The 25,617-nt window shown below is 63.8% G+C and carries 18 protein-coding genes; 13 read left to right on the top strand and 5 right to left on the bottom strand.

Annotated features, from left to right (window positions below):
- Positions 1 to 2 precede the first annotated feature (2 nt).
- From ASC86_RS07025 to ASC86_RS06985, 9 genes are all read left to right on the top strand, one after another.
- Positions 3 to 1,700, top strand: coding sequence for a trehalase family glycosidase (locus tag ASC86_RS07025; RefSeq protein ID WP_056317998.1), 1,698 nt, complete (start codon positions 3 to 5; stop codon positions 1,698 to 1,700).
- Between the two features lie 9 nt (positions 1,701 to 1,709).
- Positions 1,710 to 2,744, top strand: a complete 1,035-nt coding sequence (locus tag ASC86_RS07020) for a LacI family DNA-binding transcriptional regulator (protein WP_056317994.1) — start codon at positions 1,710 to 1,712, stop codon at positions 2,742 to 2,744.
- 249 nt (positions 2,745 to 2,993) lie between these two features.
- Positions 2,994 to 3,740 (top strand): transporter substrate-binding domain-containing protein, encoded by a 747-nt coding sequence (locus ASC86_RS07015; RefSeq protein WP_056318392.1) that lies wholly within the window; start codon positions 2,994 to 2,996, stop codon positions 3,738 to 3,740.
- Positions 3,741 to 3,864: 124 nt separating this feature from the next.
- Positions 3,865 to 5,520 carry an amino acid ABC transporter permease gene (locus tag ASC86_RS07010; protein WP_056317991.1) on the top strand — a complete coding sequence of 552 codons (1,656 nt, stop codon included), beginning with the start codon at positions 3,865 to 3,867 and terminating at the stop codon, positions 5,518 to 5,520.
- A gap of 19 nt (positions 5,521 to 5,539) precedes the next feature.
- Positions 5,540 to 6,193 (top strand): SDR family oxidoreductase, encoded by a 654-nt coding sequence (locus ASC86_RS07005; RefSeq protein WP_056318389.1) that lies wholly within the window; start codon positions 5,540 to 5,542, stop codon positions 6,191 to 6,193.
- A 10-nt stretch (positions 6,194 to 6,203) separates the two neighbouring features.
- Complete coding sequence (locus tag ASC86_RS07000) at positions 6,204 to 9,230, top strand: aminotransferase class III-fold pyridoxal phosphate-dependent enzyme (protein WP_056317989.1); 3,027 nt, start codon at positions 6,204 to 6,206, stop codon at positions 9,228 to 9,230.
- 35 nt (positions 9,231 to 9,265) lie between these two features.
- Positions 9,266 to 11,281: a beta-galactosidase gene (locus ASC86_RS06995; RefSeq protein WP_056317986.1), complete on the top strand. Its 2,016-nt coding sequence runs from the start codon at positions 9,266 to 9,268 to the stop codon at positions 11,279 to 11,281.
- A gap of 163 nt (positions 11,282 to 11,444) precedes the next feature.
- Positions 11,445 to 12,047 (top strand): alpha/beta hydrolase, encoded by a 603-nt coding sequence (locus ASC86_RS06990; RefSeq protein WP_056317982.1) that lies wholly within the window; start codon positions 11,445 to 11,447, stop codon positions 12,045 to 12,047.
- Between the two features lie 155 nt (positions 12,048 to 12,202).
- The gene (locus ASC86_RS06985; RefSeq protein ID WP_056317979.1) at positions 12,203 to 13,558 is read left to right on the top strand and encodes an FAD/NAD(P)-binding protein; all 1,356 of its coding nucleotides are present in this window, start codon (positions 12,203 to 12,205) and stop codon (positions 13,556 to 13,558) included.
- A gap of 39 nt (positions 13,559 to 13,597) precedes the next feature.
- Here the strand turns inward: ASC86_RS06985 and ASC86_RS06980 are convergent, their stop codons facing one another.
- On the bottom strand, positions 13,598 to 15,568 hold the full coding sequence (locus tag ASC86_RS06980; protein ID WP_056317977.1) for an adenylate/guanylate cyclase domain-containing protein: 1,971 nt from the start codon (positions 15,566 to 15,568) through the stop codon (positions 13,598 to 13,600).
- Entirely contained in the window at positions 15,568 to 19,233 is a 3,666-nt protein-coding gene (locus ASC86_RS06975; protein ID WP_056317973.1) for a FecR domain-containing protein, read from the bottom strand. The genes ASC86_RS06980 and ASC86_RS06975 overlap by 1 nt, the downstream gene beginning before the upstream one ends.
- A gap of 134 nt (positions 19,234 to 19,367) precedes the next feature.
- Here ASC86_RS06975 and ASC86_RS06970 point away from each other — a divergent pair, with 134 nt between their 5' ends.
- Positions 19,368 to 19,910, top strand: coding sequence for a Pycsar system effector family protein (locus tag ASC86_RS06970; protein WP_156386913.1), 543 nt, complete (start codon positions 19,368 to 19,370; stop codon positions 19,908 to 19,910).
- Here ASC86_RS06970 and ASC86_RS06965 read toward each other — a convergent pair.
- Genes ASC86_RS06965 through ASC86_RS06955 form a run of 3 tightly spaced genes read right to left on the bottom strand, consistent with a single transcriptional unit; the run spans position 19,907 to position 22,462 of the window.
- On the bottom strand, positions 19,907 to 21,055 hold the full coding sequence (locus ASC86_RS06965; protein WP_244477531.1) for an aminotransferase class I/II-fold pyridoxal phosphate-dependent enzyme: 1,149 nt from the start codon (positions 21,053 to 21,055) through the stop codon (positions 19,907 to 19,909). The two genes, ASC86_RS06970 and ASC86_RS06965, sit on opposite strands and share 4 nt — an antisense overlap.
- Positions 21,052 to 21,690 (bottom strand): PAS domain-containing protein, encoded by a 639-nt coding sequence (locus tag ASC86_RS06960; RefSeq protein WP_056317969.1) that lies wholly within the window; start codon positions 21,688 to 21,690, stop codon positions 21,052 to 21,054. Before ASC86_RS06960 ends, ASC86_RS06965 begins: the two co-directional genes overlap by 4 nt.
- 37 nt (positions 21,691 to 21,727) lie before the next feature.
- Positions 21,728 to 22,462 (bottom strand): sulfate transporter family protein, encoded by a 735-nt coding sequence (locus ASC86_RS06955; protein WP_056317966.1) that lies wholly within the window; start codon positions 22,460 to 22,462, stop codon positions 21,728 to 21,730.
- 151 nt (positions 22,463 to 22,613) lie between these two features.
- Between ASC86_RS06955 and ASC86_RS06950 the strand changes: the two genes are divergently transcribed.
- The 3 genes from ASC86_RS06950 to ASC86_RS06940 are packed head-to-tail and all read left to right on the top strand — an operon-like array spanning position 22,614 to position 25,617.
- A complete protein-coding gene (locus tag ASC86_RS06950) occupies positions 22,614 to 23,984 on the top strand; it encodes an amidase (protein ID WP_056317963.1) in 1,371 nt (456 codons plus the stop codon).
- Entirely contained in the window at positions 23,981 to 24,895 is a 915-nt protein-coding gene (locus tag ASC86_RS06945) for an ROK family protein (protein WP_056317960.1), read from the top strand. Before ASC86_RS06950 ends, ASC86_RS06945 begins: the two co-directional genes overlap by 4 nt.
- A complete protein-coding gene (locus tag ASC86_RS06940) occupies positions 24,895 to 25,617 on the top strand; it encodes a copper homeostasis protein CutC (RefSeq protein ID WP_056317958.1) in 723 nt (240 codons plus the stop codon). The genes ASC86_RS06945 and ASC86_RS06940 overlap by 1 nt, the downstream gene beginning before the upstream one ends.

Genomic DNA, 25,617 nt, shown 5'->3' with positions numbered 1-25,617 from the left:
GCATGCTGTTCGATATCGACCATATCCCCTTCAGCCGGCAGGGCCGCTTCCTGACACTTTCGATGATGAAGGTGCCGGGCGGCGATGGCGAAAGGGCGCTTTACCTGCGCTTCGTCGCTGGCGGCGACGAGCGGCCCTCGCTCGGCCGCCTCTGCCGGATGGCATTTTTCGACGCGGCGGGACATGCGGTCGAGCCGGCTTTCGAGCTGTCGCCGGAGCGGCTGGTCGCGCGGGCCGGTGCCGGCGAAATCGGCTTCGTCATCGGCGAGGGGGAGCGGCTGCATATCCGCGGCGCGGGCATGGGCGTGCGGTTCCATCTCGAAGGCTCGCGCTACGATTATGTCTACAGGACGCCGCAAGGCGAGCAGTGCCTCGTGGCGGCGGTCGAGAACGTCAAGTTCATTCCGCGAGTTGTGTCCGGTGCGCTTGAGGTGACTGGCGCCTGGCAGCGCGATCATTCGGAGAAGGTGAGCTTTGCCTTTTCCGGGGATTTCGAAGGTCATGTCGATTTCTTCCGCACGGTGCCTTCGGATGAGCGGCCGGGCTCCTTCGACGATGCGCTTGCTGGTGCGCGCACTGATTTTTCCGGCTGGCACGCGCGTATGCCGACGGATTCCGCAGGTCAGGAGGAGGCGCACTGTCTCGCCAGCTACCTGCTCTGGGCAAATGGCGTTCCTGTCGGCGGCGCGCTGACGCGGCCGGCGATCTATATGTCGAAGAACCACATGATCAACATCTGGAGCTGGGACAACGCCTTTTCGGCACTCGGCGTCGCCGCTGTCGATCCCGAGCTTGCCTTCGACCAGTTCGCGGTCATCTTCGATCATCAGGATGCCTCCGGCCTCCTGCCGGATTACATCAACGACCGCGACGTGCTCTTCGCCTTCACCAAGCCGCCGGTTCATGGCTGGGCGCTGTCGTTGATCGAGGCGATGCAGCCCGGTTTCCTGACAGTGGAGCGAAAGGCCTATCTGAAAGACAAGATCGGCAAGCAGGTCGACTACTGGCTGACTTACGCCCGCACCGGTGACGACCGGTTGCCAAGCTATTTCCACGGCAATGACAGCGGCTGGGACAATGCCACCTTCTTTGCCGAAGGCGGCCCGGTCACCACGCCAGACCTGCCGGTCTTCCTGATCCTCGCCTGCGATACGCTGGCCGCGCTTCTGGAAGAAGACCCGGCCGCCGCCGCCAAATGGCGCGCCAAGGCCGACATCCTGCAATCCCTGCTCTTCGACCAGCTCTGGACCGGCGAAAGCTTTTGCGCCCGCCTCGTTGCCGAGCCGGAGCGGCAGCTGCCGAACCAGAACCTGATCCAGTTCATGCCGCTTCTGCTCGGCGAACACTTGCCGCGCGACATGGCGGCAAAGCTGTTGGCGCGGCTGGCCGAGGGCGATTTCATCACGGAATGGGGTCCGGCAACCGAAAGCCCTCAGAGCCCGCTCTACGAAGACGACGGCTACTGGCGCGGCCCGATCTGGGCGCCGACGACGCTTCTGCTCTGGGATGGCCTGCGCCGGCAAGGAGAAGTGGCGCTTGCGCGGGAAATCGCGGAAAAGTTCTGTTCTCTCGCCGCTAAAAACGGTATGGCCGAAAACTTCGATGCCCGGTCGGGGAGGGGATTGCGCGATCGGGCTTTCGCCTGGACCTCCGCCGTCTATATCCTTCTGTCCGCCTCCCTCAGCCCCCAACAGCCGTAGCGAGCCGTCATGCAGAGACCGACGATCAAGACCATCGCCCAGGAGACAGGCCTCTCGATCGCCACGGTATCGAAGGCGCTGAAGCATTCGCCGCAGGTGCGCCCGGAAACCCGCGCCATCGTCGTCGCGGCCGCCGAGCGCGTCGGCTATGAGCTGAACATGCACGGCGTGCAGCTGCGCACCGGCAAGACCTATCAGGTCGCCGCCATCATGACCGCCCCCGGCCCGAAGCAGAAGGAATGGGAAGGCGTCGAATACGCCCAACTCTTGAGCGGCATTTCCTGGGCGCTGGAAGAAAGCCCCTATCGCGTCTCGCTCTATGCGGTGCGCAGTTTTGAGGAGAGCGTGGCGGTCATCCGCCAGATCGTGTCGCTGAAGAAGGCCGACGGCATCATCGTCTCTGGCACCCGCGCCGACGATCCGCGCGTGCGGCTGATGCAGGAAGCGGATTTCCCCTTCGTCACCTACGGCACGACGATCCACAATGACCCGCACGCTTTCGTCGATGCCGACAACGAGCAGATGATACGCCATTCGGTGGCGCGCCTTGCCGAACGCGGCCACCGCCGTATCGCGCTGGTCAATCCGCAACCGGAGCTAAGCTATTCGATCACCCGGCTCGACGCCTATCGGCGGGCGTTGGAAGTCGCGGGACTTCCGTTCGATCCCGCTCTCGTCAGCCATGGCCGACTGACCCCTGCCTTCGGCCGCGAAAGCGTACTTGCCATGTCGGATTTCACTGATCCGCCGACCGCCTATATCTGCGCCAACGAAGCCTCCGCGCTCGGCGCCTTCTCCGGTTTTCACGCGCGCGGACTGGTGCATGGGCGCGATGCGGTGATCAATGCGACAGACGACCTTAATGTCAGCCAGTATTTCGCGCCGCCGATCACCACCTATTTCCTGCCGATCCACGAGCCGAGCGAATTGCTCGGAAGCTATATCCTGCGTCGCATGGAAGGCGAGCCGCCGGAAGCGCTGCAGGCCTTGATCATGCCCAAGCTCATCGAGCGCTCGGACGACCGCGTCACGCCGAAGGCCTGATCCGCCGGCCGTTCCATAACGACTTTGTTTGTCACCGGAGGTCGCATTTGGCGGCCCGTCTGCGCGTGGGCTTTCGACCGATCGTTGAGCAAAAATAGAAATAAAAACGTTTATATTTTGTCTTGAAAACGTTTATATCAATTGTTATCACTGAAATGGAAGCAAGTCTGCCGTGGCGGGCTTTGCCTTGAGGAAGGGTTGGTCGAGCGTCCGCCGAACGGGACGGCGCCGACGATTGAGGAGGAAGAGATGAGGAAATTCTTTGCGACTGTCGCGCTTGCCGTTCTTGCGGCCGGTGCCGTTCATGCGGCCGATCTCGGCGGCAAGCTGATCAAGGTGGGCTCCGACACCACCTCGCCGCCGATGGAAAGCGTCGATCCCGCCAGCGGCCAGATCGTCGGCTTCGATGTCGATGTGGTCAACGCCATCTGCGCCAAGATCAATTGCAAGGCCGAATTCGTGACGACCGGCTGGGACGGCATCTTCGCCGCCCTCGATCAGGGCAATTTCGATCTCGTCGCTTCGGGCGTCTCGATCACCGCAGAGCGCCAGAAGGCGATGGATTTTTCCGATCCCTACATCATCAACAGCCAGGCCGTGCTGACCCGCGCCGAGGACCAGAGCCTCACACTCGATGAATTCAAGGCGCAGGGCCGCAAGCTGTCCGCCCAGGCCAACACCACCGACGCGCAGGTCGCCGAAGGTGTCGTCGGCAAGGAAAACGTCGTTGCCTATGACAGTTTCAGCGCCGCTATCATCGCGCTGAAGAACAAGGATGTCGACGGCGTCGTCATCAACGGTGCAAACGCCGCAGCCTATGAACGCGAATTTGCCGGCGAACTCGTCGCCGCGATCAAGGATCTCGAATCCGACCCGCTCGGCCTCGTCTTCCGCAAGGGCGATGAAAACGTCGCCGTCTTCAACGAAGGCCTGAAGGCGATCAAGGACGATGGCACGATGGACCAGTTGATCGCCAAGTACTGGGGCTTGAAGTAAGGCTCGGGGCGGGAGTGCTCCAGAGTATTTCCAGCCGAAGCGAAATCGCTTCGGCGTCGGACAATGCGTAGAAACAAGAATCTAGAGGCTCCCGCCATTATCTGTCTGCCCGGAGGAGGCCGGAATGTCGTTCATTAGAAGTATCAGACCGAGCAATCTGGTCATCCTCGCCGCACTGCCCTTCATCGTCTATCTGTTCGCCTCTTCGGAGGCTTACCAGCGGTCGCTGCGCGCCATTCTCGGCGTCGAGCAGGGCTCGTCCGTCTTCGTGCCGGGCTTCCTCTTGCTGGCAATCGCCTTTTCGGCCGGCTTTGCGGTTCTCGTCCTGTCGCGCATGAAAGTGCAGCGGCCGCGGTTGACGTTGGCTGCCGGCTTCGTCGGGCTTCTGGCAACGGCCGCCATCCTTGCCGGCGATCTCGTCCACCCCTTCATCGCCTCCGTCGTCGCCAACGGCGTCGATGCGTTCAAATCCGATCTGGTGGTCAAGGGCGCGACGCCGCGCCAGCTGACCGAAGCTGCCGACCTGATGGTGCGCGGGGTCGAGGCCTGGATCTGGCCCGCCTATGCGGTGCTGCAGCTTGCCGGCCTCGGCCTGTTGTTTGCGGGTAGCCGCGCGGAGGTGCCGGCCGAAAGCGTCGCCCGCCGCGCCGGTTCGTGGCTCGTCGGTCTTGTCAACGGCGCCGGTCTCGCCTTCGTCTTTCTCTTCGCCCACATCGCCTTCGCATCGGGTCTGGCAACCACGATACGCGCGGCAATCGCGGCCTATATTCTCGCCGCTATCCTCGGCCTTGTCTGGGTCGGTCTTCTGAAGCTGCGCTACAGCCGCACCAATCTCATCGTCTTCGTGGCGATGACGTTCGGCTTTGCTGCCCTGTCCACCTGGTTCCTGCTGCAGCCGCGCGACACCTATGTCCTTACCGGCACGTTGGAGGGCAAGATCGGCATCGTCACCAACACGCCTTCGGGCCTGATCGGCGCCGTCCGCTTCGGCCAGTACGAGGGGGGCCCGACGTCTGAGACGCCGGTGCGCACCTTCGTCAGCCCCGAGCAGGCGATCGAGGCCATCGGCAAAAAGCAGGATGTCAGCGGCGCGCTGCTGCCGGAAGCCTCCGTTCCCGCCGATTGGCCGCAGATCTGGCGCACCGAGGCGCTGAACGACCGCGACCGCGCGGCCGGCATCACGCTGGCGGTGATCGCAATCGCGACCGGCCTGCTGACGCTCGGCGGCTATCTCCACCACCGCCATCCGCTGTCGATCGGCTCAGAATTCATCGTCGATACGATCCGCGGCATTCCGATGCTGGTGATCGTGCTCTACGTCGGCCTGCCGCTTTCCGGCGCGCTGAAGGATGCGACGGCGGGCGTCTTCGATCCGCCGAACCTGATACGCGGCATTGTCGCCATGGCGATCGCCTATTCCGCCTATCTCGCCGAAATCTTCCGCTCGGGCATCAATGCGATCCCGGTCGGCCAGATCGAGGCGGCGGCAAGCGTCGGCTTGAGCCGCTGGCAGACGGCGCGGCTCGTCATCCTGCCGCAGGCCTTCCGGATCGTCATTCCGCCGCTTGGCAACGAACTGATCGCGATCCTCAAGGACACCTCGCTGCTGTCGATCCTGTCAATCCGCGATATCACCCAGCGCATGCGCGAATTCCAGTCCGCAAGCTTCCTGCCGTTCGCGCCCTATAACTCGGCGGCGATCCTCTACATCCTGCTGACGCTTGCCGCCGCAAGCTTCGTGAGCCTCATCGAGAAGAAATATGACGTCAAGCACCGCTGATATCGAGACCACTGGCACGGTGCTGATCACCGGCGCGTCGCGCGGTCTCGGCCGGGCGCTGGCCGATGCCTATGCCGCCGAAGGCTGGCGGGTGATCGCCTGCATGCGCCAAGTGCCGGCAGATGGCTCCGACCAGCCGCTCGACGTGGCGGATGCGGCCTCGATCGAAGCGCTCGGCCGCCGGCTGGAAGCCGAGGCGATCGATATCGTCATCAACAACGCCGCCGTGCGCGGCGACATCGGTGGCCTCTCCACGCTGCAGACGGATGATTTCCTGGAGGTCATGCGCATCAATGCTCTGGCTCCTCTACTCATCGCGCGGGCGCTGAAACCTAACCTTCTCGCCGGCAAGCGCCGGGTGCTGGTCAATATCAGCAGCCGCGCCGGTTCGCTGGCCGAAGGCACGCTCGATGATGACGACGGCGACTATGCCTACCGCTGCTCGAAGGCAGCGCTGAACATGGCGACGGTCAAGCTGGCGCAGGATTTTCGCGCCGATGGCATCGCGGTGATTTCGCTGCACCCCGGCTGGGTGCGCACCGACATGGGCGGCGCAGAGGCGCAGCTTGCGGTTGATGACAGCGTGAAGGGCCTTACGGCGCTGATCTCGGCGTCGACGATGGCCGAGACCGGCAGCTTCCGGGCCTATGACGGCAGAACGATATCCTGGTGAGGGCGAAACAATGAGCGACGCGACGAAACGGCACGAGAGCGAGACGATCGGCGCATTGCTGCGCGACAGCTACGGCATTGCCGGCAAGGTCTCAGGCCTTCCGGGCGAGCACGACCTCAACTACCGTATCGAGGCCGAAGACGGCACCCGTTATCTGCTGAAGCTGCATGCGCCGGGCGACGCCGACGATCTCGGCATGCAGATGGCCGTTCTCGATCATCTCTCGACTGTCGCGCCACATCTGCCGATCTCGCGCGCCTTGCCGGATCGTTCGGGTGCCGCCGCCATCGCCGCCACGCTGCGCGGTGAGCGCACCGCCCGGCTGCTGACCTGGCTTCCGGGGGATGTCTGGTCGCGCTCCACCGCCCGCAGCATGGAAAGCGTCACCACGCTTGGCCGGCTGCTTGGCGAGATGGACCGCAGCCTCGAAGGCTTCTCCCATGCCGGCGCAAAGCGCATTTATGGCTGGGATATCGGCCGCGCCGACATGCACCTCGAAAACCTCGTTTTCATCGACGACGCCGACAAGCGCGCCGCCGTTGAAAGCATCCTCGATCGGTTTACGGCGACGGTGCTGCCCGCGTTGAAAACTTGCCCGCATCAGGTGATCCACAACGATGCCAATGATTACAACGTGCTGCTCGATGCCGAGGGCCGTGTCAGCGGCCTGCTCGATTTCGGCGATATGGTCGAGACCGCCCGCGTCGTCGAAATCGCCGTTGCCGGCGCCTATGCCCTGATCGGCACGCCCGATCCGGTCGAAACCGTCGGCCGCCTCGCCGGCGCTTATCATGCCGTGAACCCGATCAGCGAAACCGAGGCGGGGCTGATCTTTGATCTGGTGCTGACCCGTTATGCCGTTAGCATGTGCATGGCCGCCAAGCAGATCCGCGACAACCCGGAAAACACCTATCTGCTGGTCAGCCAGGAAGATGTCTGGTGCGAGCTGCAGCGCCTGCAGCGCGAAAACCGGTCGCTCGCCATCGCCCGCATCCGCGATGCCTGCGGCTTCGCGCCGATCCCGCATGCCGCCCGCGTCGAGCGCTGGCTGGAGCGCAACGCCCATGATTTCGCCGCCGTCATCCGGCCGGGCGTTGCCAAGCCGAAGGTGCTGGCGCTCGACCTGACGGCGGAGGGTCCCGATGCCGAAGCCTGGGCGCGGCTCGATGCCCACGGTGCGGAAAAGCTGATCGACGAGCGCGTTGCGGAAGCCGGCGCCGATTTCGCCATCGGCCTCTATGGCGAGGATCGCGCCGTCTACAAGGGCGATGCTTTCGAGACCACCTCGGCCGGCACCCGCCGCACGGTTCATATTGGTATCGATATCTTCGCGCCGGCACAGGAGCCGGTGCATGCGCCCTTCGCCGGCACGGTCGCCTTCATTTACGACGATGCCGTCGATTTCGGCTTCGGCCCGACGGTCCTTCTCGAACATCGTACCGATGAGGGCGATGTTTTCTGGACGCTCTATGGCCATCTCTCCCGGTCGAGCGTCCAGAAACTCTCCGTGGGACAGGCGATCGCCAAAGGCGAAGCTTTCTCAGCTTTCGGTGCCGCCTATGAAAACGGCAACTGGTCGCCCCACCTGCATTTCCAGATCGTCACCGATCATCTCGGCCTCGGCGGCCAGATGCACGGCGTCGGCGTGCGGGCGCACTGGCAGGTCTGGCAGGCAGTCAGCCCCGATCCGAGCGTCGTCTTCGGCTTTTCCACGCCGGCTTCGGTCATCGTCAAAAGGGATAAGGATTTCCTTGTCCGCGAACGGCATCGCCGCATCGGCCGCTCGCTCAGCATCGCGTATTCGGCCGAGCCGCTGAAGATCGTCGGCGGCGAGGGGGCGACCCTGATCGACGAGGCGGGAACCCACTGGCTCGACATGGTCAACAATGTCTGCCACGTCGGCCATTGCCATCCGCGCGTCGTCAAGGCGGCGCAGACGCAGATGGGCAAGCTCAACACCAATTCGCGCTACCTGCATGATTCGCTGGTGGAATATTCCCGCCGGCTGACGGCGCTGTTCCCCGATCCGCTCAATGTCTGCTTCTTCGTCAATTCCGGCAGCGAGGCAAACGATCTGGCGATCCGGCTGGCGCGCGCCTATACGGGCAACCGCGATATCGTCACGGTGGATCACGCCTATCACGGCCATCTGTCGAGCCTGATCGATGTCAGCCCCTACAAGTTCGCCGGCAAGGGTGGCGAGGGACGCCCGCCGCATGTGCGCGTCGCCGAAATGCCCGATCTCTATCGCGGCCGTTTCCGCTACGGCGATGCCGATGCCGGCCGCAAATATGCCGAGGACGTGTGCCGTCAGGTGGAAGGACTCTCGGCCGAGGGCCGCAAGTCGGCGCTGTTCTTCAGCGAAGGCATCCTCGGCACCGGCGGCCAGCTGCCGCTTCCCGAAAACTATTTGAAGCACGCCTACGCCCATGTCCGGGCAGCCGGCGGGCTTTGCCTGGCGGATGAGGTGCAGGTCGGCTTCGGCCGCGTCGGCAGCCATATGTGGGCGCATGAGACGCAGGGCGTGGTGCCGGATATCGTCACGCTCGGCAAGCCGATCGGCAACGGCCACCCGATGGCCGCTGTCATCACCACCGAAGCGATCGCTGCCGCCTTCGCCAACGGCATGGAATATTTCAACACCTTCGGTGGCAATCCCGTCTCGGCGGAGATCGGCCTAGCGGTCCTTGATGTCATCCGCGACGAGCGGCTGATGCACCATTGCCGCGTCGTCGGCGACCGGTTGATGGATGGCGCGCGGGCGCTCGCCGAGCGTCACGCGATCATCGGCGACGTGCGCGGCTACGGCCTCTTCAACGGCATCGAGCTGGTGCGCGACCGCGAGACGCTGGAGCCGGCAGCCGAGGAATTGGATGCCGTCATCGCCCGGATGAAACGCAAGCATCACATCCTGCTGTCGAGCGAAGGCCCTCTTCATAACGTGTTGAAGGTCAAGCCGCCGGCCCCCTTCAGCGCGGAGGATTGCGACCGTTTCCTCGCCGCCCTCGATGAGACACTGACCGACTTGCGGCGCTGAGAACCGCAGCGAATTGAATGATGAAGGACTGACCCATGAACAAGCCGCTTACCCGACAGAACCGTTTCGGCAGTGCCCCTGATGATGCGGGCATGCTGGAACTCGGCGTCTGCTATTACCCGGAGCAGTGGCCCCAGGAAAAATGGGAAGAAGACGCGCGCCGCGTGGTGGAACTCGGGCTCGCCTGGGTGCGCATCGGCGAATTCGCGTGGTCGAAGATCGAGCCGCAGTCCGGCACCCTTCATTGGGAATGGATGGATGAGGCGATCGAGGTGCTCGGCAAGGCCGGCCTGAAGGTGATTCTCGGCACCCCCACCGCCGCCCCGCCGAAATGGCTGGTCGATCGTTACCCGGATATCCTTCCCGTCGATATGAACGGCGTTGTCAGAAAGTTCGGCGCCCGCCGGCATTATTGCTTCTCCAGCCGGCGCTACCGGGTGGAAGCCGCCCGCATCACCGAGGCGATGGTGCGCCGCTATGGCGAAAACCCCTTCGTGCACGCCTGGCAGACGGACAACGAATACGGCGACCACGACACGATCCATAGCTATTCGGACGAAGCCAAACTCGCTTTCCGCGAATGGCTGGCCGCCCGCTACGGCACGGTCGAGGAGATGAACCGCGCCTGGGGCACCTGCTTCTGGAGCATGCACTACAACAGCTTCGAAGAGGTCGATCTGCCGAACAACCTCGTCGAGGAGCCGACCCCGACCCATCTCGTCGATTATTTCCGCTTCTCGTCGGATCAGGTGAAGAGTTTTAACAAGGCGCAGGCCGATATCATCCGCGCCCATTCGCCGGGCCGGCTCGTCACCCATAACTTCATGAACCAGAACACCGATTTCGATCATTACAAGGTCGGAGAGGATATCGATGTCGCGTCCTGGGATGTCTATCCGATGGGCGGGCTGATCAACGGTCGCCTGAGCCCGGAGACCAAGGCGCGCTACCTGCGCGTCGGCGATCCCGACCAGACCGCCTTCAACCACGACCTTTACCGGGCTGTCGGCCGCGGCCGCGTCTGGGTGATGGAGCAGCAGCCGGGTCCGGTCAACTGGGCCGCGCACAACCAGTCGCCGGCCGATGGCATGGTGCGGCTGTGGACCTGGCTTGCCTATGCGCACGGCGCCGACATGGTCTCCTATTTCCGCTGGCGGCAGGCACCTTTTGCGCAGGAACAATTCCATGCCGGCCTGCTCTTGCCGAACAGCGAGGCGGATCAGGGCTATCTGGAGGTGGCGCAGGTGGTCGAGGAGATGAGCCGGCTGCCGAAGGGCGAGGTGAAGGCCAAGGCGACGGTCGCGTTCATGCTCGATTACGAATCCCGCTTCGCTACCCGCGCCTTGCCGCAGGGCCGTGGCTACGTCGCCTCCGCCATCGCGCTCGATTGGTATTCGGCCGTCTCCCGTCTCGGCGTGGACGTGGATTTCATCGGCCAGCATTCCGATCTCACCGGCTACAAGCTGGTACTGGCCCCGGATCTGGTCATTCCCGATGCGGATTTCATCGCCCGCCTCAAGGCATCCGGCGCTAAGGCGCTGTTCGGCGCGCGCAGCGGCAGCAAAACCCGCGACATGCACATCCCCGCCGACCTGCCGCCGGGTCCGCTCGGCGATCTCCTCGATTTCCGCGTCACCCGCGTCGAATCCCTGCCGGATTTCCACCGCGAAACCGTGCTCTACGGCAACAGCAGCCACCAGACGACCGGCTGGCGCGAAACGATCCGCACGACGGAAACGGTGCTTGCGAGCTTCGAGGGCGATCATCGTTCAGGCGCGCCGGCCGTGATCGGCAACGACAAGGCCCGCTATGCGGCAACCCTGCCGCGCGGAGAATTCCTGATGACGCTGATGGTCGATACGCTCGGCTGGGCCGGCGTCGAAAGTCTCTCCGATCTCGGCGACCTGCGCCTTGCCCGCCGCGGCAAGCTGCACTTCGCCTTCAACTACGGCGCGTCGGACGCCACCGTTCCGGCAGCCGCGAATGCGAAATTCCTTGTCGGCGACCGTAAGCTCTCCCCTGTCGGCGTGGCGATCTGGACTGAGGCGTGATGCCTCGGCGTCCCGCCGCAGGGCGGGACGCATCTTTTGCGGCAGTCCTTCGCAAAGAAAATAAATTTTACCGATTTTGAGCGGTATAGGTCCGCCTTCCTTACGTTTTCGGCCGCAAGGCGCCATCATTCCGGCAAGTGTCCTCCCAAGGGAACCTCCCGCCATGATGCCTGCCGATACGCTCATTCTCCCCGGTCTCAACGGCTCGCCTGCCGGTCATTGGCAGCAGCATTGGGCTGATGATCACGAGGAAAGCCGGGTCGTCGCGCAGGACGATTGGACCTCTCCCGACCTGCAGCGCTGGCGGGCGCGACTGGAAAACCAGATCGAGGAAACCTCGGATGGTGTCTGGCTGGTCGCCCATAGCCTCGGCTGCCTGCTGGCGGCGAGCCTTGCCGACAGCCGGGTCATCTCGCGTGTGCGCGGTGCCCTGCTGGTCGCACCCTGCGACCCGGATGTGACGGAGACGCTGCATCCCGGCGCGATCCGCTTCAATGCCCCGTTCTGCCGGCGACTGCCCTTCGCAAGCCTCGTCGTCGGCAGTCTGGACGACCCCTACATGCCCGTGGACCGGCTGCATCGCACCGCGCAGCTCTGGGGCAGTGCGCTTGTCGATATCGGCGAGGCCGGCCACATCAACATATCAGCCGGCTTCGGACGTTGGAGAGCCGGTTATGACTTTCTGGAACTGCTGAAGATTTCGGCCCAACACCGTCCCTTCGCCGGCTTATCCGGCGCTTCGGACGCAACATTCGCTTACAACTGACATGAAGCCGGCTACCGGGAATAAGCACTCCCGCTTGTCGGAACTTGTCGCCCGCCAATCCGTTTTCGTGCGTGGGTCGGCGTATAATAGTCTATTGAATTGGTATAAAAATCGCTAGACTATCGCTTCGGCACTCCCTGCGGGAAGGACGTGGCATGGTCAGGCATACGGATGTTGCCGTTATCGGGTCCGGCTTTTCGGCGGTGGCGTTGTCGCTCAATCTGCTCGACGTGCTTCCGCCCACGGCGCAGGTGAGCCTCGTCGGTCCTACGGAGCGCCAGGGGCGCGGCGTCGCCTATTCCACGCGGCTGGATTGCCATCTCCTCAATGTCCCGGCCGGCCGCATGAGCCTGTACGCTGATCGCCCTGATCATTTCGTCCGCTGGCTTGCCGAAAATGGCCATGCCGGCGGCGGCGACGACTTCATGCCGCGCCGTATCTATGGGCGCTATGTCAGCGACTGCCTGCACGCCGCCCTGCGCAGAACGGCAAATCGCGCCGCCCTCACGCTCGTCGATGCCGAAGCGCTCGGCGCGGAGGCGGCTGATGACGACAGCCTTGTCCTTAAACTCTCGGATGGGCAGATCCTCTCTTCGCGCGCCGCAGCACTTTGCACCGGGGCGGGCGTTGCGCGTCTGCCGCTTTCCGTCGACGCTATGGCGGAGGAAGCCCAACGCTTTATCGTGCATGACCCTTGGGCGGATGCCTGGTGGGAGTGCTTGCCGGAAAGTGCGGACGTGCTTTTCATCGGCACCGGCCTCACGATGATCGATCAATGCATGACGCTGATGCAGCGTGGTTTCAGGGGCACGATGCATGCGGTCTCGCGCCATGGGCTATTGCCGCGGGCGCATCTCGCCCGGCGCGCCGAACCGGTTGAGCCGCAGATTGCAGCCGGGGCAGACCTCAGCGCCATGCTCGCGGTCCTGCGGGTTCAGGCAGAGGCGGCAGGCGATTGGCGCGCCGTCATGGATGGTCTTCGGCCTGTGACGCAAAGCTTCTGGAAAACCATGTCTGAAACGCAACGCGCCCGTTTCCTGCGACATGTTGCCGCCTTCTGGAACGTGCACCGCCATCGCATGGCGCCGGCCGTTGCACTCGAGATCGAAAGCCTGCTCCAGTCCGGCCAGCTTGTCATTCACCGCGGGCGGCTGTCGGCCATCCGCGCCGGACAATCCGGTCTCGCTGTCGAATTCGACGGCAGGACGGAAGCCCTCGCGGCCGGTATGGTGGTGAATTGCACCGGGTTCGATCGATGCTCGGTCGCTGCCTCCCGCCTGCTTGCCGATCTCGCCGCAAAGGGCATCGTCAAGAGCGATCCGAACGGTCTCGGACTTGCCGTCGATGAAAACTCCGCTGTCCTTGCCGCCGATGGCCGCGTCAATCCCGATCTCTATGCGCTTGGCCCGCTCACCGCCGGCCGCCATTGGGAAATCACCGCCGTCCCCGATATCCGCAATCAGGCCCGCTCGGTCTCCGGTGTCATCGGTGCGCGATTTTCAGCGGTTTAAATCAGCGCGGTGATGCCAAGGGTGTTATCCCAGGCCCCCTCAGGCGATGCGACCGGCCATCAGTTCGTAGTAGCGCTGCAACTCGGGCAATTCCCCCGAAAGCCGGGCAAAGGCCGCGTCGTCCGATGTGATGCTGCCTTCATACTTCCGCTTCAACAGGGCGTCATGCTCCATCCGGGCCGCCGGGGTCGCCCGGTCGAGCACGGTGAAGACGGGCGATAGCGTCGTGCGGCCCTTTACCTTGATGCTGTCGAGTTCGACGGTGATGAAATCTCGCCCCGCCAGCCGCGCCGTCTCCTCGCCGATCAAAAGCGGCACGCCGTAATTCTTGGATTCGCCTTCCAGACGCGATGCCAGATTGACGCTGTCGCCGAGCACCGAATAGTCGAAGCGCTGGGTCGAGCCCATATTGCCGACGACGCACTCGCCCGTGTTGATGCCGACGCCGATCTTCAGCACATGCGGGCTGGTGCCGGCCGCATCCGCTTCCCGTTTCAGTTCGGCATTCAATCCGTCCATCGAGGCGAGCATTTTTCGCGCTGCACCCACGGCGTGGACGGCGTGGTCGGGGTCGTCGAGGGGCGCGTTCCAGAAGGCCATCAGGCAGTCGCCGATATATTTGTCGATGGTGCCGCCGCTTTCGAGCACGATTTCCGAAAGCGGCGTCAAAAGCCGGTTGATCAGCGTCGTCAGCTGCTCCGGGTCGTCCTTCAGCGCTTCGGAGATGGTGGTGAAGCCGCGCACGTCGCAAAACAGGATGGTCAGGGTGCGCCGTTCGCCACCGAGCTTCAGCTGGCTCGGATCATCGGCAAGGCGCGCAACGAGCGCCGGCGACAGATAGCGCGAGAAGGCGCCGGTGATTTCCCGCCGGCTGCGACGCTCCGCGGCATAATCGATCGTCGCCTGGCCCGTAACGACGAGCAGGAACGCCAGGGCGGGGCCTGCGGGCGACAGGAAAGTGGCACTGCCGATCAGCGCCACAAAGCTTGCCGTCGCCATCAGCGGCAGCACGACCAGCGTCACGACGGCCGTCTCCCACCCGGTGGAACGCCAGCAGAGGGCGGCGGCGGCAAGGGCGGCAAGCGCGATGGCGGCGATCACCGCCATATGCCCGGCACGGCTGATGAACAGGTCGTGGGTGATGTTGTCGAAGATCGCCGCCTGGATTTCGGCGCCGGCGACCAGATGGCCGGTATGCACGGTAAAGGCGGTGGCAAAGGTATCGGCGCCGCCCTTTTCCAGCGTCGGCGCGTTCTGAAGGCTGAGGCCGACGATGACGACGCGATCCCTGAAGAAGCCCGGCGGCAGGAATTCCTCCGGCTTCAGCGCCTGATAGTAAGAAACGGTCGGATAGGTGCGGGCCGGACCGAACATCTGGATCAGCTGGTTTCCGGCCGTTGGCGAAACCTTCCGCCCGGCCGTATGCGCAAGCACGGCCGAAAATCCGTCGGCGTAATCGGGGATCTGGCGCAGGACGCCGTCGCGGCTGAGATGGACGGAGGCGATGCCGGTCGCGGCCCCTTGCGCGGAAAATTCCGCGAGCGGTTCGGTGCGGATGAACTGCTCCGCTTGAGGTGTGACGATCAGGCTTTCGTCACCGGCGAGCACCACGTCAGGCCCGAGAGCGGTGGCTAAAGCCGCATCGTTCTGCGGATCGGCCGCCGGCTCGGCGAAGATGATATCGAAGCCGATCGCCCGCGCGCCTGCGGCCCGTAACGCCTCGATCAGCCGGCCATGAAGCGCCCGCGGCCAGGGCCACTGGCTACCGATCTCGGCCATGGAGGGTTCGTCGATCGCCACGACGATCGGGCTGTCCTCCGGCACCGGCGGCGGTTTGAGCGTCGACAGATAGTCGAAGCTGCGCAGCTCGAGCAGCGACCAAGGCGACGTATAGGACAGGAGCGCGAGCGAAAGAGAGGTGATCACACCGAGCAGCACGAGACGAAGCTGCCGCCGCCGCGATTTGTTCCGGCCCGGATCTTTCGGCCCGGCTGCCCCTCGGGGCGGCATCAGAAGCGCACCGAAAGCGTGCCCTTGACCGTCGGCCCCCAGCCCTTGACGCCCGGCGCAAGCTCGAAATCCTCGTCGAGCAGGTTGTAGGCGGAAAGCTCCAGTTCGATCTGCTTGTCGAAGGGCTCCCATTGCAGCGCTGCGTCTAGCGTCCAGTAATCGTCGAGCACAGCGCCGGCGTTATCGCCCGCCCGCTCGCCAACATAGTTCGCCGCCAGCGTCATCTTGATGTCGGCGGTGTTCACCCAGGTCAGGGCGATCTCGGCCGTCTGATCCGGTACAAAGACCAGCGAGCCCCCGCCCGTGATCGGATCGAGGTTTTTCGAATCGAGATGGGCGTAGGTCGCGGACAAACCGAGGCCGTGGCCGAGCGCCAGGTTGGCAGTCAGCGCAGCGCGGTCAATGCGGGCCTTGTCGAAGTCGAGGGTAGAGACTTCCAGCGGCTGCACGAGCGAGACCTTGTGGGCCTCCTGCCTCTGATAATCGAAGGCGGTAAAGAAGCGGTCGTTCCACTGCGCATCCCAGCGGAAGGCGACGGTATCGACGTAGCCTTCGCCATTGAGGCCGATTTGGTTGCTTTGCAGGCCGACGACGCCGATGGGAGCCAGGGTGGGCGCGGAAAAATTCTCGCCCTCGCGCATGTAGCCGAAGCGCAGCCAGTGGTTTTCCAGCGGGCTCCAGGCCAGGCCGATACGCGGTTCGAAACGGCTTATGCTGGTGTCATCCGTATTGAGGAAACGGCCGAAGGCAGCCGCTTCGAGGGTTAACTGCTGCGTGATCTCGTAGCGTGCGTCGATATAGGCGCGGGCAAGGCGGCTGTCGGTATCGACGATATCTTCGTTGTAGTCCACATCGTCGGGAATGCCATCGGGAAAGGGATTGTAATAATCGTAGGCGATGCCTGTTTTGGAACTTGAGAAACTCCTTACGAAACTTCCTTCGACACCATACCGCCACGTGAGATCATCGTCGCCAATCATATGGCTGACGGCGCCCGTGTAGCTGCGAACCCGAGCCTCTCCAAGGTTGATGCCGTAGTAGGCGGCGGGAAGGCCGTTTGTGAATGTAATGCCGGATTCATCTGTTCGAGAATCGATTCTCTGATCGTTGTAGAAGAGTCCGGCGTTGAGAACGTTCTGGTACCCAAACGTATGACTCCAAGCCAAGCCGCTCGATAGTTCAGACGCATCGTTATCCTGGGTCAGGGTGTCATAGAACAAGCTGGACGGATCATCGCGAAAGCTGTCGGACGATGCATAGCTGGTGAACGCGACAATTCGGTCATCCGGCGTCGGCGACATGGTGACATAGCCATTCCCGCCGGTAATGTCGGTATTGTAGAGGACATCGCCGGTGGCGACATCGATTTCATCTCGCGGCCGGCTCCAATTAATGTCGCCCTGGATGCTGATCGGGAACGGCTCGTAGGTGAACCCGCGGATTTCGGCGCCGCCGGTATAGGTCGTCTCGCGCCCGCCGGTCAGGAAGCCGCCGGTCAGCTCCGTTTCGAAGAAGGGCTCGTCGAGAAGGTTGGTCGTGCGCTCTCGGCTGGCCAGCATATGCGGCCCCAGCATCAGGCCCTGGATATAGGCGGAATAGCTGTCCTGATTGCCGATCGGTGACCAGGGGGCGAGCGCGGTCGAATAGGTATTGAGGAACGGGCTGATGCTGCCGCGCACCGCCTGGTCGAAATAGCTGGTGGCGGTGAAGGGGTCGAAAACCGCATCGCCGTAATATTGCCCCCAGGCATCCAGGCCTTGCAGGCGAAAGGCGTCGTTGAGGGTGGAGCCGGCCGTCTGGTTGGCGCCGAGCGCCGCATAGTCGCCGCCACGCGCCCGCGTCAGACGCATAATCTCCTGGGCGTTGCGGATTGCCGTATCGGCATCGTATTCGTCGATGGCGATCGCCGTGCGCACGACAGGGACGATAGGGTCGTATGGATCGAGCCGCTCTGCATTGTCGAGCGCCTGCGCTGTTGGTTCGCGCTCCTTGCGGGCGTAAAGGGCGGCGGCCAGCAGGAGCTGGGTCTGCGACACTCCGGGATTGGAAGCGGAAGCGGCCAGAAGGTCTTGTGTGCCCTTTTCGATTTCGCCCATCTGGATATGGTAGCGTCCGCGGGCAAGCAGCACCATGTCGAAGCTCGGATCGACCTGAATGGCAAGGTCGATCTCGCGCTTGGCCTCCTCCATCCGCATCTCGTCGAGATAGAGGATGGCAAGGTTCGCATGCGGCAGCGGGTCGAGCGGATCGAGTTCGATCGCCCGTTTGTAGGCTTCTTCGGCTTTCCGGTTGTCGTCGCGGTCGGAATAGGCAAGGCCGAGCGTGTTCCAGACGCCGCTATCGCCGGGTGCGGCCTTTGCGGCGCGCAGAAGGTCCTCGATGGCACCCTTGCGATCGAAGGCGATCCCCATCTTGTAGGTTGCTCGGGCATCGAGTGCGGCGGGATTTTCGGGATCGAGCGTCAAGGCGCGATCGATCGCATCCTTGGCCTCGGCCTCGTCTGCAAGCAGGATGGCGAGCTGGGCGCGGCCGGCCGGCAGCATGGCATCATCGGGATTGTCGCGCTCGGCCGCCTTCACCACATCGAGCGCGGTGCGGACATCATCGCGGAAACCCGTAATCCAAGCCTTGCCGATGGCAGCCGAGGCGCTGTCGACGCCTTCCGGCGGCGTTTCGATATGGTTGGGGTCGGCCAGAGAGCGGGCGATGAAGCCGCCATAGCGGGCGATGTTGGCCCGGTGCGGATCAAGACCGCGCTGCGCCTCGGCAAAGAGCTTGGCCGCATCCGCATAGCGGTTTTCCGAGCCGGCCATCATCGCTTCCATCAGGGTGACGCGGGCGCGCTGGCTGCGGTTCAGCCCCTTGGCCTTGGCCGCCTCGAGCGCTTCGCGGGTCTTTTGCCGGCCTTCGAGCGTGATGCTGGCTTCGGCCAGCACCAGCCAGTCTTCAGCGCTGCGGCTGTCCGCCGGCTCGGCCGCGATGCGGTCGCGCGACTGGCGCTGCTCCTGCGCCTTCATTGTCGTCGGCGGCATCCAGCGGAAGCTGTCGCGCAGCTGCAGGCTGAACAGCATCTGCTCGCGTTCCTTCGGCTTGGCGATGATGATCTTGGTCGGCGCCTTGCCGATCGAGGCGACCGCGCCCTCACCCTGCGAAACCTCGACGCTGCCGAAATCGTTCTTCAGCTCGACCTTGCCTTCCAGCACGATCAGCGAGGTTTTTCCGTCGGCGCCGACGGTCAGCGTCCAGTCGGTGCCGCGAATAGCGGCGGCGGCGGCGGGTGTGTCGACGGTCAGCCCTTGGCCGCCGCGCTCGGCGCGCGCCCAGATGGTGCCGGATTGCAATTCGAGATCGGTATCACCATCGCGGCGCATCGATTTGACCAGCAGCGAGGTATTGCGGCCGAGGCGGACCTGGGTGCGGTCGGCGAAGAGCACGGCCAACTGGCCATTGGCATTGGTGCGCAGCACGTCGCCGGTTAGCAGGTCCTGCTGCAGATCGACATAACGCCAGTTGGACACATCGACGAAACGAACTTCTTCGCCGGCCTTGCGGGCGATGACCGAGCCGGCCGCCGGCAGGTTGCGCGGCAGCGGTTCGGCCGTCGCCGTTGAGGCGAGACAAAGTAAAGCCAGCGCAGAAAGCTGCCGTATCGGTGCGCGTTTCATGCAAGTTCCCCGTATTGCACAGTGGATCACTGGCCGCCACGGTAGAAAAAGTCAAGGCGGGATGGTGTTACCCAGGTTGCTTTGCAGCGATGGTGTAATAAGAGGGAAACAGGTCAGAGCCGAAAGAGCCCCCAATGGAACTGCACACCGTCAATATTCAGGTTGCGGAAAATACGTCACTACCGGATTCCGCGCAGAATCGGGAATATTTCGATCATCTAAAGAAGATCAACGATGTCTTCTACGATCAGATCAAGATGGCGGACCAGAAAGCCGCCTATATCTTCACCTTTCTTCTCGCCTTCCTGATCAGTTCCGCAGACGGGCGCGGCGTCTTTACCGTGACGCGTTATGCCGAAAGCGACATGGGCGTCATGCTGACCTCGGCGCTTCTGGCGCTGTCCTCGGTGTTTTCGGTGATCTCGGCCATTCTCGTCATCCTGCCGCGCCGCAATGGTCACGGCACGACGCTGTTCTGGGGAACCTGGGAACGAGGCCGGGTTGAATTCATCGCCGCAGCCCAAAGAGGCGATACGGCCTATCTATTTTCCCAGTATCTCGACAATATCGATACGCTGGCGGTCATCGCGCGCGGCAAATATCGCTTCGTCGGCTTCGCCTTCCACGGTCTCGTCGTCACCGTGCTGTCCTACGTGCTGCTGCTCGCGCAGCGTTAAGGGTCGTTGCGCATCAGGAAACCCCGTAGCGCGGCAAGGCCTTCCGGCAGATCGAGATGGCCGAAGCCGATGCGCAGGCGATCCTGCGGTACGGGGCCGAGATCGGAGCGGTAGACACTCGACGGCAGGAAGAAAACGCCGGCTTGCTCCACCAGTTTTTGGGTGAAGGTCTCGACACCTTCCGCCCCCTTGTAGCGGATGAAGGCGACGCAGCCGCCATCCGGCCGCTTCCAGTCGAAGAGATGGCGATAGCTGGCGAAGAAATCGTCGAGGAGGGCGATGTTGCCTTCGACGACGCCGCGGGTGCGGGCAAGCACGGTCTCGCGATTGCGCAAGGCGATCCGTGCCAGCACTTCCGATGGGGCGGAATTGCAGATCGACAGATAATGCTTGTAGCGCTCGAAGCGCTGCAGCAGAGCCCGGTCCGTGCAGGCGATCCAGCCGATGCGCAGCCCCGGCAGGCCATAGGCCTTCGACATGACGTTGAGCGACAGACCGCGCTCGTAGACATCGGCAGCCTGCGGCAGGCGCAGTTCCGGCGCGCGCTCGATCAGCCGGTAAACCTCGTCGCTGAAAAGCCAGATGCTGTGTTTGCGGCAGAGCGCCACCAGCGCATCGAAGGTTTCGCGCGGAATGATCTTGCCGGTCGGGTTGTTGGGGAAGTTGATGGAGATCAGCTTGGTGTTCGGGCGGATCGCCGCCTCGACCTTGCCGATATCGAGCGACCAGTCGTCGTCCTCGTCGAGCGCCACGCCGCTGACGGCGCAGATGGAAAGCGGGATCGTCTCGGCCGCCTGATAGTTCGGCGTGACGACGATCGCATGGTCTTCCGGCTGTAGGAGCACTTTCATGGCGATGTAGATGCCCTCTTCGGCGCCGGCAAAGCAGATGACGTCTTCGGGCGCGACAGTCGCGTAGGTGCGGGCGATTTCCGCCCGCAGCGCCGGGGCACCGTAGGTCTGGGTGTAGCTGAGGCTGAGGTTCTCGAATTCTTCGCGCTCGCTGTCGTCGGCCATGGCGATGAGGTCGGGCAGGCGAAGGCTTTCGGCATTCGAGCCCGTCAGATTGTAGCGGGCGACGAATTCCCATTTCGACATATAGGCTTCGAGCGCGAAATCGCGCATCGGGCGGGCGGCGTTCGTCATGCGGTTTCTCCGGAAGGCTGGCGCCGGCTGCGGGCGGCGGCGAGGCGGTTGTAGATGGTGGCGCGCGACAGGCGCAGGATTTCGGCGACGTAAGGCACCGCGTTGCGGATTTCGAAGATGCCGCGCGCTTCGAGGCGCAGCAGCAGGTCGTCGATATCGCCGCTGGCAAGACCGGCAAGAGCGGTATTGCGCTCGGAAAGATAGTCGCCGATCACGCCGTTGATCGTCTCGCGCCAATCTCCGGCCATCAGCGGTGAGGCGGCGGGCGCAGGGTCCGGCAGGGTCGTCAGGGCTTTAAGCTGGTCGCCAAGCGCGGCAAAGGTCTCGATATCCTGGTTGATGCAGAACAGGCCGATCGCCTTTCCATCCGTATCTCGTAGGACGGCGGTGATCGATTTCAACCGCCGGCCATCCCAGTTGCGCTTGGCATAGGGGCCGATGATATCGGCCTCGCCTTCCGCGCTGATGCCGTCATCGTTCAGTGAGGCATCGCCGGGGCGGCGCTTGGAATAGCCGTTGGCGATATGGGCGATCTGTCCGGTGTCGAGGTCATGGAGCACGACTTCGACATGGGGGAAGAACAGCCGGGCAATCGCGTCGGCAACGGGAATATGGGCATGGATCGGGCTCGTCATGGCCCATCCATGCTGTCAAAAATACAAAATGTCAATATTAGATTTTTTGTCTAATCCATAGGCGGTGAAATTCCGGATCGCGGGCGGCGAGGCGCTTGTAGAGGTGCACCATCATCGCGCCGGCAAAGAGCGGCGTGGCGAGGTTCAGGATGGGCACGGCAAGGAAGGCGGCAATAATGATGCCGGCGCCGAGAACCGTGCGCGCGTGCTTGGCGCGGAACTCCCGCGCGGCTTCCGGCGGCAGATGGCGCATGGCGGCGAATTCGAAATATTCGCGGCTGAGCAGATAGGCGTTGACGAGGAAGAAGGCGACGAGGTTGATGCCCGGCACCAGCAGCAGGAACAGGGCAAGCAGGTTGCCGGCGATCACCACGCCGAGGAATTTGACCGTGGCGAGCATCGCTTCCCCGAGCGGCAGCGCCCGGCCGGTCGGATCGGTGGGATAATCGCGGCGTTCGACGGCCTCCGCGACCTCATCGAGGAAGAAGCCGGCGATCAGCGCCGTCACCGGCGCCATCAGCAGCGCAAGCCCCAGCGCCAGGCCGAAGCTCGCGAACAGCCCGAGCACGAAGGTTAGCCAGCCCGCCCAGCCGGGCGTGCCCGGCATCCACTGGTCGATGAAGGGCATGGCAAAATAAAGGAAGCTTTCCCGCAATCCGAGCCAGAGGCCGGCAAGCACCAGCAAAGTGAGACCGATCACCTTCCACAGAACCGAGCGCGTCTCCGGCGCGAAGAGATTGCTGAAGGCGAGCCGTGCCGCGTCGAATATCATGCTCGTGTATCTCCGTTGTGACCTAGCATGTAGGCAGGCGCGCAACCGGCGGCAAGATCGCGCAAAAATCATGTGTGCGATAACCGAAAACGCTGCAAAATCCGGCTGATGGCGATAAGGTGCCGGGCAAAGCCGATACGGAGAACAGAGAATGGGCGAAATTGCCGTAAACCGCTCCATTGCGGGGCTCAGCGCCTTGCTGCAGACGGGCGCGCTCGATGCCGTCGTCCTGACGGAAGCGGTTCTGGAAAAGATAGCCGGCTATGCGGATCGCACCGTCTTTACCGCGCTTCTGCCGGAGCGGGCGCGAGCCGAAGCGCAGGCGGCCGCAAAGCGCCTTGCCGAGGGCCGGTCGCTGGGCGTGCTCGACGGCATCCCCTTTGCCTGGAAGGACCTGTTCGATACAGAGGGCAGCGTCACCATGGCCGCCTCTGCCTCCATGATGGAAAATGCTCGCGCCGCGAAGGATGCCGAGGTGGTTTCCGCCCTGCGCGCCGCGGGCATGGTCAGCATAGGTCGCACCAATCTGAGCGAATTCGCCTTTTCGGGCCTCGGCATCAACAAGCATTTCGGCACGCCGGAAAATCCGGCCTCGACCGACGTGCCGCGCATTGCCGGCGGCTCTTCGTCCGGTTCGGCCGTCGCGGTCGCAGCCGGGCTGTTGCCGGCGGCGATGGGCACGGATACGGGCGGCTCGATCCGCATTCCCGCCGCCTTTACCGGTATCGTCGGCTACAAGCCCACCCGCGGCCGCTACTCGATGCAGGGTGTCTTTCCGCTGGCGACGAGCCTCGATTCCATCGGTCCGCTCACCCGCACGGTGCAGGATGCCATCTGGATCGACGCGGCGATGCGCGGGTTGACGGCATCGCCTGTCCGGCGCGGCGGCCTTGAGCGTCTCAAGCTCGTCGTCGCCGAAACGGTGGTCTTCGACGAGGCGGAAGCCGGCGTCGTCGCCGCTTTCGAGCAGGCTCTGGAGCGGCTTTCCGCGGCTGGCGCCCGTATCGTCAGGCGCCCGTTCCCGGTCTTTTCCGAAGTCTATGCCCTTGCCGCGCGCCACGGCGCGTTGGTGGTGGCGGAAGCCTATGCGCTGCATCGTGAACGGCTGCAAAGCCCGGAGGCGGACCGCATCGACCCGCGTATCGCCGCCCGCATCCGCCTGGGCGAGAAGATCACCGCGCCGGACTACATCGCCATCCTTACCGAGCGTCAGCGGCTGATCGCCGCCTTCGAAGCCTCCTTCGCGCCGGACGAACTGATCGTGCATCCGACCGTGCCGCATGTGGCGCCGGCCATCGCCCCGCTCGATGCCGATCCCGATCTCTTCGGCCGGACCAACCTCAAGACCCTGCGCAACACGACGATCGGCAATGTGCTGGATGGCTGCGGCATTTCCATCCCTTGTGGAACGGGCGATGCCGGCATGCCCGTGGGTTTCCTGCTGTCGGCCCGCCGCAATGACGACGAGCACCTGCTGTCGGCCGCCCTTGCCGCTGAAGCCGTCATCCGGGGGGAACCATGATCGCCTGTTTCGACATCGGCGGCTCCGCCATCAAGACGGCTTACGCGGAAACGCCTGACCATATCGTCACGCTCTCGCGCGAGGTGACGCCGCTCAAAAGCTTCGACGATTTCGTATCGGTCCTGAAAGCCTCCATCGATGGTCTGCCTGCAAGGCCGCAGCGCGTGGCGATCTCGATCACCGGCGTCATCGACCCGGAAACTCAAAAAATTACCTGCGCCAACATCCCTTGCATCGATGGCCGCAGGCTTGCGGACGATCTTTCCGAAAGGCTCGGCCTGCCGGTACTGATCGCCAATGATGCCGATTGTTTCGCGCTCGCCGAAGCCGGCCTCGGCGCCGGCCGCGGCCACCGCATCGTGCTCGGCGCGATCTTCGGCACAGGTATCGGCGGCGGGCTGGTAGTTGACGGCCACCTCATCAATGCCGATGGCGGTTTTGCCGGCGAGTGGGGCCATGGCCAGGCGGTGGCGCTGCGGGCCGGCAATCCGCCGGTCGATATTCCCTATTTCGATTGCGGCTGCGGCCAGCGCGGCTGCGTCGATTCCGTCGGCGCGGCGCGCGGCATGGAGCGGCTGCACAAGCTGCTGCACGATGTCTCGCTGACCAGCGCCGAGATCACCGCCCGCTGGGAAGAGGGTGATGCGGATGCGGCACGCACCATAGACGTGCTTGTCGATCTCGTCAGCTCGCCGCTCGCACTCACCATCAATATCACCGGCGCGACGATCGTTCCGGTCGGCGGCGGGCTGTCGAAGGTTCCGGCGCTGATTGCGCTGATCGACAGCACGGTACGCACCCGCACGCTGCGGCGCTTCGAGCGGCCGCTGGTCGTGCCGGGAGAATTGCAGATCGAGCCGGGCCTGATCGGCGCGGCATTGCTGGGCCTTCAGGCCGGGGAGAAACGTTGATGAGTGGATGCCGTCTCGAAGTTTGCGTCGATGATGCGGCCGGCGTCGACGCCGCCGTTGCCGGCGGGGCCGATCGCATCGAGCTTTGCGCCGCGCTCGCCACCGGCGGGCTGACGCCGCCGCCGGGCCTGATGGCCTATGCGGCGAAAGCGCCGATCCCGGTCTATGCGATGATCCGCCCCTGGGCGGGCGGCTTCGTCTTCGATGCCGGCGGGATAGATACCATGCTATGGGATATCGATGCCGCCCGCCGCGCCGGCCTTGCCGGCGTCGTGCTCGGCGCAAACCTGCCCGACGGCCGTCTGGATGCCGAGTTGTTGCGCCGGCTTGCCGCCCATGCGGAAGGCTTGGGGCTGACGCTGCACCGCGCCTTTGATCTGGTCCCGGATTTTACCGAGGCGCTCGAAACCGCCATCGAGATCGGTTTCGAACGCATCCTGACCTCGGGTGGGCAGACATCCGCCGTCGCGGGCATCGATGCGCTGGCCGAGATCGTCGCCCATTCCGCCGGGCGCCTGTCGATCATGCCGGGTTCGGGCGTTTCAATTGCCAATGCCGGCCTGCTCCGCCAAAGGCTCGGCGTCGACGAGTTGCACTCCTCCTGCTCCGTCGCGGTGCGGGAAGAGAATGCACGCCTGGTTTCGATGGGTTTTTGCGGCGAAAAGGCCCGTCACACGGACGCGGCGACCGTCAGGGCCTTGAAGGAAAGCCTCTCGGCATAA

The sequence above is a fragment of the Rhizobium sp. Root1212 genome (assembly GCF_001424985.1).
Classification (GTDB): domain Bacteria; phylum Pseudomonadota; class Alphaproteobacteria; order Rhizobiales; family Rhizobiaceae; genus Pararhizobium.
This window is presented reverse-complemented; position numbering and strand designations above follow the sequence as displayed.

Coding starts and splice junctions, on each gene's coding strand:
- ASC86_RS07000 (WP_056317989.1), top strand. CDS start 6,204: ATGAGCGACGCGACGAAACGGCACGAGAGCGAGACGATCGGCGCATTG.
- ASC86_RS06995 (WP_056317986.1), top strand. CDS start 9,266: ATGAACAAGCCGCTTACCCGACAGAACCGTTTCGGCAGTGCCCCTGAT.
- ASC86_RS06945 (WP_056317960.1), top strand. CDS start 23,981: ATGATCGCCTGTTTCGACATCGGCGGCTCCGCCATCAAGACGGCTTAC.
- ASC86_RS07015 (WP_056318392.1), top strand. CDS start 2,994: ATGAGGAAATTCTTTGCGACTGTCGCGCTTGCCGTTCTTGCGGCCGGT.
- ASC86_RS06985 (WP_056317979.1), top strand. CDS start 12,203: ATGGTCAGGCATACGGATGTTGCCGTTATCGGGTCCGGCTTTTCGGCG.
- ASC86_RS06980 (WP_056317977.1), bottom strand. CDS start 15,568: ATGCCGCCCCGAGGGGCAGCCGGGCCGAAAGATCCGGGCCGGAACAAA.
- ASC86_RS07020 (WP_056317994.1), top strand. CDS start 1,710: ATGCAGAGACCGACGATCAAGACCATCGCCCAGGAGACAGGCCTCTCG.
- ASC86_RS06940 (WP_056317958.1), top strand. CDS start 24,895: ATGAGTGGATGCCGTCTCGAAGTTTGCGTCGATGATGCGGCCGGCGTC.
- ASC86_RS07025 (WP_056317998.1), top strand. CDS start 3: ATGCTGTTCGATATCGACCATATCCCCTTCAGCCGGCAGGGCCGCTTC.
- ASC86_RS06955 (WP_056317966.1), bottom strand. CDS start 22,462: ATGATATTCGACGCGGCACGGCTCGCCTTCAGCAATCTCTTCGCGCCG.
- ASC86_RS06975 (WP_056317973.1), bottom strand. CDS start 19,233: ATGAAACGCGCACCGATACGGCAGCTTTCTGCGCTGGCTTTACTTTGT.
- ASC86_RS07010 (WP_056317991.1), top strand. CDS start 3,865: ATGTCGTTCATTAGAAGTATCAGACCGAGCAATCTGGTCATCCTCGCC.
- ASC86_RS06965 (WP_244477531.1), bottom strand. CDS start 21,055: ATGACGAACGCCGCCCGCCCGATGCGCGATTTCGCGCTCGAAGCCTAT.
- ASC86_RS06950 (WP_056317963.1), top strand. CDS start 22,614: ATGGGCGAAATTGCCGTAAACCGCTCCATTGCGGGGCTCAGCGCCTTG.
- ASC86_RS06970 (WP_156386913.1), top strand. CDS start 19,368: ATGGAACTGCACACCGTCAATATTCAGGTTGCGGAAAATACGTCACTA.
- ASC86_RS06960 (WP_056317969.1), bottom strand. CDS start 21,690: ATGACGAGCCCGATCCATGCCCATATTCCCGTTGCCGACGCGATTGCC.
- ASC86_RS06990 (WP_056317982.1), top strand. CDS start 11,445: ATGATGCCTGCCGATACGCTCATTCTCCCCGGTCTCAACGGCTCGCCT.